This is a genomic window from Photobacterium malacitanum (genome assembly GCF_900185615.1).
In the GTDB taxonomy this organism is placed as follows: Bacteria; Pseudomonadota; Gammaproteobacteria; order Enterobacterales; family Vibrionaceae; genus Photobacterium; species Photobacterium malacitanum.
Map to the genome: position 1 here is coordinate 800,457 of NZ_FYAK01000002.1, position 13,265 is coordinate 813,721.

Consider the following 13,265-nt stretch of genomic DNA (forward strand, 5'->3'; position numbering starts at 1 on the left):
TGCCTGAATTTAACCGCGATTGAACTCATATTACCTAATAATAAGGTTGCCTCGATAGTTGCCAGCTTATAGCATAACCCTTTTGGTTAAGAGTCATATTGGTTATGCAACAGCTCAAATACATTCAAGGTTATCCGCCTCACCTTGTTGATCAAGTTCAACAGTTAATAGAAAAAGATCAACTTAAGACATTATTACTTAACCGTTATCCGACACCGCATACGATTAAAACTGAAAAAGCGTTATACGATTATGTGATTGAGCTGAAAAACCAATATTTAAAAAAATCAGCCCCCATCAGTAAAGTTGGTTACGACAATAAAATTAATGTGATCAATCATGCACTCGGCTTACACACCTTCATTTCACGTGTCCATGGCAATAAACTTAAAGCCAAGCATGAAATTAGAATTGCGACAGTATTTAAGCAAGCTCCCCTGCCTTTTTTACGGATGATTGTGGTGCATGAGCTGGCGCACTTGAGGGAAAAAGATCACAACAAAGCGTTTTACCAACTTTGCTGCCATATGGAGCCTAATTATCATCAGTTGGAGCTAGATATGCGGTTATATCTCACCCATTTAGATCTGATTGGGCCAATATATGATTAGTTTATTGTAAAGCATCGCGATTGTTGGGTTCGGTATTTACTCAACCCAATGTCCACCGTCGACTCAAGCCGTGATCGAGCCTTAAAGACGCCAATGAAGCACCTTACGTTTTACGGCTAAATATAAACCCTACAACGCGTGGACAATAGATTCCCTATCGCCCTCGCGGGCATTCACTGTAGGGAATGACAGGGTTGGGGCTTGGTGATCACATTGAGCTAGCCAAAATATGTCATTACTGAGGGAACATGACGGGATAAATACCAACCGATTCTGTCATGCTCTTATTATTCTAGTTCTCATATTATTTTTTTTCCTCATACTTCTATATTCATTGATTGAGAACGCTTGATTCTAAGCTCTCTGGTGTTCAGCTGCTCTCTCTTCCAGATGTTCTGGATAGTAGTGATACTCACCGTAATATCATGCTCTTTAAGCACTTTCATCAGTTGTATGGCTGTCCCATGAGGGTTTAATAATGTCAGCTCAATAATCTTATTCTCAACATGCTCAGGTATACGGTTTTTACTGCGCTTCAATGGCTTATTTATGCGCTTAAGGCCTAAAGGGCCTTCTTCTTCCATGACTTGCTGATAGGTATATAGTGTCTGGCGTGAGCAACCCAAGATACGTGCAGCTTTAGTGATACTACCGAGTTGCTCTACAAGTTCGAGCGCTTCAAGTTTTCGCTGAACCTCTTTACCGTATTCATGGCATTTTCGCGGTTCGACCAATTCTGTAATATCAAGCCTTCGATGACCGAAGTAAGCTGAGAATGTGCCATCAAACTGGCAGCGGATTTCTACTTTTTGGTTCTCTATGGAGTAACGCACTGGCGAGTCAATGACGTACATTTTGCTGTCGAAGCTGAAGGTATGATCTCGACGTATCGTACGATATTCTTTCTGCACACAGATACTATTTAGGTCTAAGTCTGGCGGCAAAGGCCTGAATGCTGATCTAGCACTAACGGCTTGAACCATCAGATTTTTTGCCCAGTAATTAGGAATAAACTCTTCTTGTAAATAACGATTTGCACTCTCCATATCAGTGATATTGTTGAACCTCAATTCGGGAACAAGCCTATCTTGGAACGTGTCGAAGACACGCTCAATACGTCCTTTCCCTTGAGGGGAGTTTGCAAAAATAATCTCGATACCTAACTCTTCACAAGCACGCTGCATTTGAGAAAAATTACTGCGTTTAGGACCGCCAAAAATACCCGCTCTATCGACATACAACGTTTTAAAAACGCCACGTTTTTCGATATAAGCACGCATGACCTTCATACATCCTTCAGTGGTTTCAGAGGGGAAAAACTGCGCATGAATATCACTGGTGGCGTCGTCAATGATAGCAATCAAACAAGATTTTCCATCACCGAACCAACGATGAGGACTGCCATCCATTTGAAGCATGAGTCCAGGTAACCCCATACGCTCTCGATACTTTCTGACACGAGTTCTACGACGCTTAGCCCGCTTGACATGGTGAATCTCATGCGCCCAAGAGCGCAAGGTCTCACGTTTAATCGAGAGACCTTCGTTCTTTCTTAAAAGCTCTGAGAGATGCTGAAGATTAAAATCGTAATACTTCTTTTGGATGAGGCGCTGAACCTCTTTTTTGAGTGAATCAGGCATTTTATTAATTGGAGCACGGCCAGTGTTGCCATGAATCACAAATCGAATCCCTTCTTTGCGATAACGCCGCAAGTAACGCTCAACGGTTCTTCGTGATTTTTGCAGCAATTGAGTAGCACTATTGATGGTAATTTTGCCATCAATAACTTTGCTAATGATATCGACAGTGAATTGAGATTTAGAATCCATATAGAACATCCTTAGCTCCTTCTAAAGTCTAATTAATTACTTTAAAAGATAAGCTAATTGAGTCCCGACATATTCCCTTGGTAGTTATCGTAATGACAAAGTCGCTTGGTAATTACGATACGACAGAATCGCTTGGTGATCACATTGAGCTAGCCAAAATAGCTAGCTCGTTGTTGGACAGAATCTTGTTAGACTATCAACTCTATCTCAGTTGATAGTTATTAGAAAAAGTAATGGCAAACTTCAATATCGCTATCCAACGTACTATCAATATTTACTTATATAAAGTGGCTTAGGCTTGTCCAACACTTCGGATAGGTGTCGGGTGCGCGACACATATTCTTATTTGTTATGTGCTAGTTTCACTATTTTGAATTTTGCGTCTATGAAGTGGCATAGTTAATTTGGCCACCAAGTCGAAAAGTGTGTAACAGTCAGATCTGGTCTGAATTAGTGTGTATCCAGTATAATTAAAGATACGCCGTCATTGAGGAAGAAATCCCCATTCAATAGATGACCGCTTAAAGTCTCTGAAATTTTTTCCGTATGTTCGCATGTGTTTATCTTTGCGCATCTAAGGAGGCTTTCAACCTTATTCAACAAGGAGTAGTTCATTCCCCCACCTAAATTTGAATCACCATGTGCACCATAAAATGAGAATGAATCATTAAAATTTTCTTTCATTATGTTGATTGTGTTGATATACGGGTCATAATTTTCTTTGCCAAAGACAATCAACGGCCCGTTATAAAGAGTATCCCCTGTAAAAACAAGTTCCCTGCTTTCATCAATTACGATTATGCTATCATCAGTATGACCTCTAACTCTCGATATCTTGATAATTCTACTCCCTAAGTCAATATTTGTATCAAGATCTATCCATTCATGAACAGTTGTTTTTTCTGGATAGGATCCAAAAGCTAACTCTTTAGATGAAAAATAATAAGTTTTATCATCAATTGCTTTGTCACGAATATCTTTAATATTTGCAAAAGCTATATTGTCGAACTCTTCAATGTTAGCATTGTGGTCAAAATGAAAATGTGTCATTAACAATGTAATTGGCTTGTCTGTTAAACTTTTAATTACGGTTGAAATTGTTTGCTTGCTTTTGTTTTTATTTTCACCAGAACCAGTGTCTAGCATGAGAGCCTTTTCACTACCAATTATTAAATAACTAATATTATATTGACTGCTCTGTGGCTCTTCTATCATATATGTATTATCAGAGATCTGACTTACTTTATACCAATCACCTGATGCTCTTTTAGACACTTCATCTTCTGCAAATGTTGGTTGTATAAATCCACTGAGAAACATAGCGTAGACAATTGCAATAAATCGTGAGTTTTTTATATATTTAATCATTCTATTCTCTTGATGATAACTTGAAAGTTTTAATTGAATACATCCTTATCTTTAACTAACATTCCATCAAGATAGAACCTATCTGAAATTTAGATAGATGAACAAAATTCAATGGACAATAGAGCAACTTGAGATATTTGTCGCCTCTGTAGAGCAAGGTTCGTTTTTGCACCAACAAGTAAATTAAGGTGTTCAGATTGAAAAAGTGCAGTTAACCAAGGCTCGACTCTTGAACGTAAAGAGTCAGGGGTAATTTCATCTTCAGCTTTTGCCCAAACGCAACCACCTATAACTTGAAAAGCACCATTTTCACCGCACGGAGTTAATCGCACAGGCGATTGGTCATCGCCTAACTTTAAGTATTGAGACAATTTATATACATCCTTATTTATTGGTGATATCAGAATAGGAGCTAACAGCTTATTAGTAGGCAATCTTACTTTCACGTAAAAGAATGCCTCTAAAGTCTTACAATCATAATCACTTTAATTCATAAATATCATGAGCTTGATTACATTATTTTGTTTCAATATGTTTATATGAAATGAAAATAGTAAGAAATGGATTAAATCAGCCTGATTAGCGTTAGCGTATGAATATGTAAATAAAACTAATCCAAAACCACGTTAACACGATATGAATGAGTATTTGATCTAAACAGTTTTGGGGCAAAAGCTTGTTAGAACGTTTGATCAATTCTGTGATCACCAACCGATTCTGTCGTACCTTAACTACCACCTTGAGCCTCAAATCACTCCCCTATTCGGCCTCTAATAGTGGTAGAATCTGCGCATCAGAATTATCGAGACACTCTATGTTTATCCATCACGTTAACGACATCGACTGGTTGGTGATCACCGCTTTTGAAGAACTAAAAACGTTATTTGTCGAAGATGCGGGTGCAATCCCCAGTTACTTCTCGACTGCCAGCGAATTGAGCCTAATAGATCAAGCTAAGCGCAGTTATGGCTATTTGCCGACACTTAGCGGTGTAATCACCGATACTGGCATATTTCAAACTAAGAATAATCAAGATGATTTGAGCCCACAGCTTGCTTGCGTAGTTGAAGGGCGTGGTCGCGTGTTTATCTATCACGGTGGCTTTGTGGCTTTTGTGGATGACGAGCAAACCTTTATTACTCGCATGGACTGAAAAATATTCAGTCACGTGAGCTCAAAAGTATTGGCAAAGAATACTCGAATTTCACCTTCGTATGTACCTCATACTCATCGAACATTTTGGTTCTATTTACGAATGAGGTTATCATAGCCATTATATGTAAAATGAAGAGACAACATCATGCAACAAGAAGAATTTGAGATTTTAGTAAAACAATTAGCAGAGCTCGATAGCGTTTCAGCGATCCTAAATGCATTAAAAGAGAGTGAAGAGCCTGAAATTGCAGAAACAGCAGCAGCAATGATTGGTCACTTTAGTGTTGCTGACATCGACGGACAACAGCGTATTTACCACGTTTTCACTCAAGAAAACGACCAAGGTGAAGAAGAAGAGTTTGCCGAATGGGTAATGAATGCTAATGATGAATTAATGCGTTTTATCGCATGGTTCTTCTACACTACATTTGAAATTAACGATAAAGAAACCTACCAAGCTGCAGGCCGCTCATACACGCCAGCTAAGCGTAGCTAATACGAATATTATTTAAGCAGCCAATAGTGTTCTTTATTGGCTGCTTTTGTACTGCACGCTTATTGCTCTTCATCTTTAGCTCGTGGTACCCAATTACATAATGTGAGCATTTTGACTATTGCATCATATTCTTCTTTATTTTCAGTATCATTAAGACGTTGAAGGAAAAACTGCGACATCACATTGGTGGTAGTCATAATGACTCTCCTCTATAGAAACTATACTTAGTTTGCTAAAAAGTGCCGTCAAGAAAAACAGAACAACTGTGATTATTCCCTTCCCTATTTCACTATTATCGATGAGATAACACTGATTAAAAACGTCGTGGATATAAAAATATGGAACTATTTTCTGGTTTTATATTCCTTATTTAACTAAAACACCGTTATGGCAATACAGTTAAGGTTACTTGCCCAGCATCTTTTAGATAACGGTTTATTAGTAAGTCAATATAAGCTTTATCAATCTCGTCAACCACTGCTTGCGGTTCTAATACCGACCCAATAGGAAAACCATTAATAAAATCTCGGTGAACAAACCGAGCCCGCTGCTGCGGAAATTTATCATTATCAAGCATCGCTAAAACTAACGCTTTTTTATGTTCATCTAACTCAGACTGTGAGACTCCAGTTTGATAAAGATCTTTTAGAGCAAGTTCTACCGCCTCAACGCCTTTATCAGCATCTTTTTTATCCGTTACTACATTAATCTGACATCGAGCATAATTACTTCCTGGGGTTGCAGAGCCACACCAAGCATTAGGCGAATAAGTCAGCGATAGTTCTTCTCTAACATTGTTAACCATTTTTCGCTGTAAAACCCTAGATATAAGATCTGATGCGTATATATCCTTAATATTAGGTTCAGTGGCCTCAAAGATAAAATCAAAGACGAGATCAGCACGATCTAATTTATTAATTGCCCTTTTTAAACTAACCTTCTTATTTAAAACGGGTTGTTTTTTAATTGTATATTGGTGTTTTTTACCTTTTGGTAAGCTACCTATATATTTTGCTATTAAAGCTTTAGCTTGCAACGGCTCAAAATCACCAATCAACGTTAATTTATACCCATTTGCATGACCAAATAACTGCTTATATACAGCTTCAACGTTGTCTTTATCAAGATCATATAACTGTTTAAGTGATAACTTACCTTCATAAGGGTTATGTGAAAACAAATCTCCCTTGGTTATGGATTGAAAGTTTGGATCATTATTTCTCGTCCATTGAATCATTGATTGCTTAACATGCTTAAACACGGTGTCATCAATTTTTCCGTTCAACATTGCGGCATAAATGCTCGACATCGCAAACTCTAATTTGTCTGCTGCCGTTTCAATAGTGAAGCCTTGGGTAGTATTACTAATATAAGGCGTTAACTGAGTATTATTGAGTTGAAATAATTGGGCTGTTTGCTGACCTGTCATCTCTGCCAAGCCACTGTTCAAATATATATCTGTAAGCGCAACAGCTGCAGCTCTACTTTTAGGATCAAGCGCTGTAATGCCCCCTGGGGCTGAAAATTCTAAATACACTTTTCCATTGGCACTGGAATCGGGCTGTAATAAAGCTGCGACACCATTATCTAAATGTAACTCTTGCATATAATATTGAGGATGTTCACTGCTCTTAACAATTTTGCCTACGGCTGGTAAGTTGGCGATTAATGCTTTACTCGCAATGACCAAATTATCATTAGGCAGACTCTGCTTAGTCAAAAGTGTCTGCTGAATGCCAGCAATAATTTTGGCGGTATCTTGCGTCCCAGACCCTTGGGTATAAAATGCACTAAATTGTGGTTTAACCAGTGTTTCACTCGTAAATTTATTTATCTCATCTAAGCGTATTTTAGCTAAAAACTCATTCGCTAAAATATTATTTAAAGATGGCGAAATATTGGTTTTATTATGCATTAATGAATTTAACGCTTCATTGATGATATCTACTGATTTTTTATTTCTATAATCAATATTGGCGTTTTTTGTCTGTGATGCTAATAACGCTTTTTGCTGCTTAAACTCTTCATTTGTGAAACCATATTGTTGTAATCTTGCAGCTTCACTTGCTAAAAACTTTATTGCTCCGCTTCTATTTTTAAAAGAGTTATCATGATTAACACCCAATGAATAAACCCACTTATTGCCGCCATCATTAGGTGTACCTATATAAGAAAATGCGTGATTATAGGGCATTTTTTTCAACTCATTAGTTCGCGTTAACCGATAATTGAGCAATTGATTTACAAAAACAATTAATCTATTTTTATAATCATCATGATACGTTTTATATTTGTAATCAGGCAAATTAAATACCAATGATGAGGTTTCTACTTTTATCTGTGGACTCGCGACTGTAAAAGGAGTTTGCTTGAAGTTAGGTATGCGGTGTGGCTGTTTTAGCTGTAATTGATGATCGCCTTTAAACGCTAAAAAGTATTCATTAATTAACTGAACTGTCGTATTTTCTTTTACATTACCCACAATTAAAAGTTCAACATTTTCAGGGTGATACCAGCTATTATAATATGCTTTAAGGCCGGTTTGTGTCGCTTTCTCTATACTATTTACTGTACCTACTATTTTCTGGTATTGATATTTAGTCCCTTCACCAAAATTATCCATATATGCGATATAAGGATTATCTAATAAATTAGCACGAGCATAAATTTCACCTTGAACAACGCCTTTCTCTTTCGTTATTTCAGCTTGATTTAAATTTATCTGATAGCTTATATCAGCCAAGTATTGCAAAACTTGTTTTAATAATAGCTCGTTACCTTCAGGAATACTTAATTGATAGACTGTATTATCAAAACTCGTAAACGCATTAAGATCACGACCAAACACTAAACCTGCTTGCTCAAAGAGTCTTATGATTTTATTTTTAGGGAAATTTTTTGTGCCATTAAAAGCCATATGTTCAAGCAGATGAGCATAACCTTGTTGCTGTTCTGTTTCTTGTACAGAGCCTGCTTTAATGCGTAGATATAACTGTATTCGATCACTTTGCTCATCAACTGGCAATATATGGTATGTAAACCCCGTAATCAGTTTACCAGTGATCCAAGCTGGATCTTGAGGTAATAATGAATGATTACTGTCGGCTCTTGCATTACTTGAAACAACCATGACGATCAATAATAGCCCTAAGTGCATGATTGCTCGCTTCACGGAAGGCTGCATATCATTACTAACTGCATCTAGCTCTACTGTATCAGCACGATTCTTTCTACAAAAAAGAACCGATATTATGCTTAAATAATCATTAAATATTGCCACTATTACCACTTCACATGTTAAATACCTTGTAGTAATTATTCATGTTACTTTTTTAGTAATCTTCGAATGATTTGATTTTTGCGATAAAGTTCATCATAAAATCATGCAACATGTATCGTTACAAAAAATTACGTCTACTGAGGTTATTCATGTTAGTCACCGGCATCGATTGGTCTTTACGAAGGCTCACTCATTAGACTGCGCTAACTCAAACAACGATAAAAATGCAATCGGCACTAACAGCTCATCGCTTTTTAGCCTACAATAACGACCAAAATATTATGATTCAGGTATAAACATGAAAATTTGTTCAGTTGAACTACGCAGTAATGAAGCTGTTATTTGCCTATTAACTTTAGATGGCGGAATGATCGGCATTCCAGAGTGTCGTACTCAGAAGTTCATCATGGATAATTCTCTTGATAACCAAAAAATGAGAGATTTCCAATTTGCATTTAAGAAACTACTTGATGACTACAAAGTTGAAAAAGTAGTGATCCGTACTCGCGAAACACGCGGAAAATTTGCAGGAAGCTCAGTCGGCTTCAAGCTTGAATCAGCTATTCAGTTAATTGATGGTCTTGATGTTAACTTCATGTCTAATGCTGACATCAAAGAGAAATTAAAGCGCAATCCAATGGCAATTGATTTCCGTGCAACTGGTTTACGTCAATTCCAGGAAGCTGCATTCACAACGGGTTATGCATTTCTTGGTCGTTAATTAACAAATAAAACCGATAAAAAAACAGAAGTGTTTTATGCACTTCTGTTTTATTTCATCAAACTAATACCTATTATTTTAATCTTTTTTGTTGTTCAAGTTCATGCTTATCAACATATATTAATTTACAGAACCCCAACAATTTTAATAGTGAAACAGCAATCAAAGAACGATAACTGCTATCACTGTGCGCGATGTAAGCAGATTCACTATACTTAGGCTTAGCTTGAATAATTTCAGCCACGGGTAAATAGTCACTATCAGTTTGAGATTCATCACTTTGACGTAAATCTAATACTTCCTGATCCACATTTGATAACGATGAAATCGTCGCTAATGGCGCAGCTTTGATTAGGTTTGTCATCACAGCAACATTTTTATACCCCAAACCAGTTATGGTTGATACAATTTTTTGACAATCTTGTTCATCACAAATCACTTCAATATCAATATTTTTATCTGGTAATAGAAGCTCTAACCAATATTTAAACCCTGCACCGTGAAAACCAACAAAAACACTATTTTCAATATGATGTTCAATAAACTCTTTTTCTGAACGAGTATCAAGAATGATATGTTTTCGATCGGTAAATATATGCATTATTACATCCCTATTTGTATTGAATAATGACAGTATGCTCTGGATTTTAACGCTTTGTATACGTTAATAAAACAATTAATAATCAGCGAATAAAACCGTATCAATATGCTGGCTCCACACCATGGCTAAATCACGTTAACCGTTGCTATTTCATGCCAGCGACCGATATTATTTTGTTGCTTAATATATTGCTCACTGTGTTTATCTATAAATAAATATGGAATATGATTAAATTTGTGGCGCTGTAAATAAACACCATAATTATTAATATAATTCTCGATACTATTACTGTTTTTATCTCGTGTATTTTGAGATTGATTTTTCAGTAGTTCTTGATTGTGATAATTAGGTACATATTGTCCACGAGTGTCGGGGACATATTGACCACGATCGTCCGGTATATATTGACCACGAGTATCAGGGACATATTGGCCACTGTTATTCGATACGTTTTGATGATCAACCTCATCATTATTTTTATTAATGGCAACATAAGATTGACCATCGTCTGTTGTCATTTTGGTATCATTAGCTAATAACACTTTCGCTTTATGGGTGTTTTTCTCAACTAATCCTACATCAAGAAAATATTGGCCTTTTACTATTTGACTACCAAGGTCGAAATGATCGGATACGTTATATATCGGAGACTGATCTTCATAATCATCAGCAGGTAACCAGTTTTTAATATCAGCCTGAGAAGTATAGTAACCAACAATCTTACCGTCTGCTGTACGTAATCTCCATGTCACAGGATAATTTGTATAACTTGGTGCAACACCTAAGTTTTGCCATTGGCTGTTAATGATTAATGTTCCATTTTGAGGAACATTTTGACTATAACTAATCTCATTGAGTTGATACCTATAACCTAATTTATTTAAAAAATCGGTAACCAAAGGTTGGTATATATCAGGAATAGGTTGAGATTTTGCATTAATCAATGATGCATGCTGTTTTAGCGCAAAATCAAATGTTTGTTGAACTTGATCATAGCTAAGGTGTAATGGGTTGCTAATATTACTCCAGTCTTGAAGTGAGTTTTGACAAATTTCAAAATCAACCGCTGATTGTTTCCAACGTTGATTAAATAAAAAATCAGGTGCTGCATTTGTTTTTATATCTGATGCATGAGCAATTAATCCAGGATAACCATCTTGCATTTCATTCCAACCTGACCCCCAATCTCCCAGACAATCAACTCGCCACCCAAAACCACGGCTCGTCGCATAACTCAGAAAATCCCCTTTATTTGTTCCTAACATCGTTTTTGGTGTATGAGGAAAAGCGTCAGATAATTCATTAATGTATGGCTCTAAATCATGTAATGTATAGCCATTATCACCTAAGCCTACGCTATGGCTCGTTTTAGGTGCATAACCTGAAAAATTCCATTCTCCCCAGGTTCCAACCATCCCCATATCAATCCGTAATAATGTCTTATTATTATCATAACGTTTACCCAAAGCATCAAGAAATTGCTTCATACGATGAATAAACCACGGGTTTTTAAACATGCTTACTGCTTCTTTATCAGATAAATGACAGCTAGTACCATGCAAACCATGGCCATATAATTCTTGAACTAACCAGCAAGGGATGCCACTACTATCTTTATTCACGTCAGCATCATAAATAGGATCATCTTTACCACGTAACGCCATAAAACGAATCACTACCTTTTTATTGACTGTCGCTGCAATTTTTAAAACACTATCAATTTTTTCCTCAAGCATTTGTTTATTTAACTGCGGATCGGTTGCCGTTGTTAATTGATCCCAATACCAACGATAATACATAGTACTTGTATCAGGATAAGAAAGAATTGGCTTATCTTCATAAAAAGGATTTTCAGGATCATTACTCACAACGCGTTGTAATTCAGTAAAACCAATACCCGGATTAGTTAATACTTTGTTACTTGGTTTAGGAATAACTGTCATTAAGTTATTTTCTACATTTATATTATGTGTCTGATTATTATTAACCGTTGGATTTAATACAGATGACGCAATTAAAAATGAAAGTAATGTTGAACTCATCTCGTGCTCTATAATAAGTGGGAAAACAAACAATGATTGTATTTAACGCGCTATTATATTAATAAAACAAATAATTAAAATGCGAATGGTCATTATTTGATATAAAAAAAACAAACGAGCAAAGATAAACAACTATAAAAATTTATAAATCATAAGAATATCTCTTAACTATCAGTGACAACTATCATTTATATATAAATGAGATAACTATAAAAAAATAAATTTATTACTGCGTTTAAGCATGAAAATATGATACTTTTGTTGTATTAATATTTTAAAACCATAAACATAAAGGGATTCATGGATATAATAACTGAAATATTCACCTATTTATTGATGAATAAACTCCTTTTTAGCGTATTAATAATAGCAATTATCGCTATTGTTCGACGTCTTATCCTGTCTCAAGTACGTGGTGATGAGTTTTTCGTTACAGAAACACAACGAAAATGGATGTCTCGTACTAAAAACGGTACCTTTACTTTAACCCTCGTAGTGCTATTTCTATTATGGCGTTCAGAAATCAATGAATTTGCACTATCAGTAACAGCGATTGCTGTTGCTATTGTTGTTGCTTCAAAAGAGATCATTCTTTGCTTTACTGGTTCAATACAACGCGCCAGTTCACGCTCTTTTCGCATTGGTGATTGGATTGAAGTGGGAAAAATATGTGGTGAAGTAATAGAACATAATATGATGGCTACTGTTATCCAAGAGATAGACCTCCATCATGGGCAATACCACTACACTGGCAAAACTGCGACGTTACCTAATAGTATGTTTTTTACTTATCCAGTGAAAAATCTCAACTTTATGAAACGCTATGTTTATCATAACTTTTCTATCGTCGTCAGAGACTTTGTTAACCTCTATCCTTTATTGCCGACAATTATTACTAAAATTGATCTACACTGTGAAGACTTTATTGATGTCGCTCGCCGTTATAATAGTGTGATTGAAAAACATGCAGGTGTCGATCTTCCTGGTTCTGAGCCTCATATCCATATCAGTAGCTCTACAACTGGCGAACAAATTGTTCATTTTATGATTTTCTGTCCTACAGAGCGTGCAACCCACCTTGAACAAGATATTCGTCGTGATTTTATGGAAGAATATGAACGTACTTTTCCAGTAACCGCATAATTGTTAATGGTAATTCAAT

General features: G+C 36.2%; 12 protein-coding genes. 5 read left to right on the top strand and 7 right to left on the bottom strand.

All coding sequences use genetic code 11. From position 1 onward, the window contains the following. The first annotated feature begins 104 nt into the window (after positions 1-104). Positions 105-611, top strand: coding sequence for a M48 metallopeptidase family protein (locus tag PMAL9190_RS08770; protein WP_065166598.1), 507 nt, complete (start codon positions 105-107; stop codon positions 609-611). A gap of 317 nt (positions 612-928) precedes the next feature. Here the strand turns inward: PMAL9190_RS08770 and PMAL9190_RS08775 are convergent, their stop codons facing one another. The 3 genes from PMAL9190_RS08775 to PMAL9190_RS08785 all read right to left on the bottom strand — a co-directional run bounded on the left by PMAL9190_RS08775 (position 929) and on the right by PMAL9190_RS08785 (position 4,179). After that, positions 929-2,449, bottom strand: coding sequence for an ISNCY family transposase (locus tag PMAL9190_RS08775; RefSeq protein WP_087844813.1), 1,521 nt, complete (start codon positions 2,447-2,449; stop codon positions 929-931). Between the two features lie 441 nt (positions 2,450-2,890). Further along, positions 2,891-3,808: an MBL fold metallo-hydrolase gene (locus PMAL9190_RS08780; RefSeq protein WP_087844814.1), complete on the bottom strand. Its 918-nt coding sequence runs from the start codon at positions 3,806-3,808 to the stop codon at positions 2,891-2,893. Between the two features lie 89 nt (positions 3,809-3,897). Then, on the bottom strand, positions 3,898-4,179 hold the full coding sequence (locus tag PMAL9190_RS08785; protein ID WP_065176763.1) for a hypothetical protein: 282 nt from the start codon (positions 4,177-4,179) through the stop codon (positions 3,898-3,900). 443 nt (positions 4,180-4,622) lie between these two features. On the opposite strand from PMAL9190_RS08785, the gene PMAL9190_RS08790 reads away from it, so the two are divergent. Next, entirely contained in the window at positions 4,623-4,961 is a 339-nt protein-coding gene (locus PMAL9190_RS08790; protein WP_087844815.1) for a cytosolic protein, read from the top strand. Positions 4,962-5,108: 147 nt separating this feature from the next. Further along, positions 5,109-5,459 carry a hypothetical protein gene (locus tag PMAL9190_RS08795; protein WP_087844816.1) on the top strand — a complete coding sequence of 117 codons (351 nt, stop codon included), beginning with the start codon at positions 5,109-5,111 and terminating at the stop codon, positions 5,457-5,459. Between the two features lie 59 nt (positions 5,460-5,518). On the opposite strand, the gene PMAL9190_RS20310 is transcribed toward PMAL9190_RS08795, so the two are convergent. Together PMAL9190_RS20310 and PMAL9190_RS08800 are read right to left on the bottom strand one after the other, a co-directional pair. Next, positions 5,519-5,656 carry a hypothetical protein gene (locus PMAL9190_RS20310; RefSeq protein ID WP_181315007.1) on the bottom strand — a complete coding sequence of 46 codons (138 nt, stop codon included), beginning with the start codon at positions 5,654-5,656 and terminating at the stop codon, positions 5,519-5,521. Positions 5,657-5,844: 188 nt separating this feature from the next. Beyond that, a complete protein-coding gene (locus PMAL9190_RS08800; RefSeq protein ID WP_087844817.1) occupies positions 5,845-8,739 on the bottom strand; it encodes a M16 family metallopeptidase in 2,895 nt (964 codons plus the stop codon). Between the two features lie 298 nt (positions 8,740-9,037). Here PMAL9190_RS08800 and PMAL9190_RS08805 point away from each other — a divergent pair, with 298 nt between their 5' ends. Further along, entirely contained in the window at positions 9,038-9,460 is a 423-nt protein-coding gene (locus PMAL9190_RS08805) for a DUF3010 family protein (protein ID WP_087844818.1), read from the top strand. A gap of 73 nt (positions 9,461-9,533) precedes the next feature. Here the strand turns inward: PMAL9190_RS08805 and PMAL9190_RS08810 are convergent, their stop codons facing one another. Together PMAL9190_RS08810 and PMAL9190_RS08815 are read right to left on the bottom strand one after the other, a co-directional pair. After that, on the bottom strand, positions 9,534-10,061 hold the full coding sequence (locus PMAL9190_RS08810; RefSeq protein ID WP_087844819.1) for a rhodanese-like domain-containing protein: 528 nt from the start codon (positions 10,059-10,061) through the stop codon (positions 9,534-9,536). A gap of 125 nt (positions 10,062-10,186) precedes the next feature. After that, positions 10,187-12,103 (bottom strand): DUF4832 domain-containing protein, encoded by a 1,917-nt coding sequence (locus tag PMAL9190_RS08815; RefSeq protein WP_087844820.1) that lies wholly within the window; start codon positions 12,101-12,103, stop codon positions 10,187-10,189. A 300-nt stretch (positions 12,104-12,403) separates the two neighbouring features. On the opposite strand from PMAL9190_RS08815, the gene PMAL9190_RS08820 reads away from it, so the two are divergent. Continuing rightward, a complete protein-coding gene (locus PMAL9190_RS08820; RefSeq protein WP_087844821.1) occupies positions 12,404-13,246 on the top strand; it encodes a mechanosensitive ion channel family protein in 843 nt (280 codons plus the stop codon). Positions 13,247-13,265 lie beyond the last annotated feature (19 nt).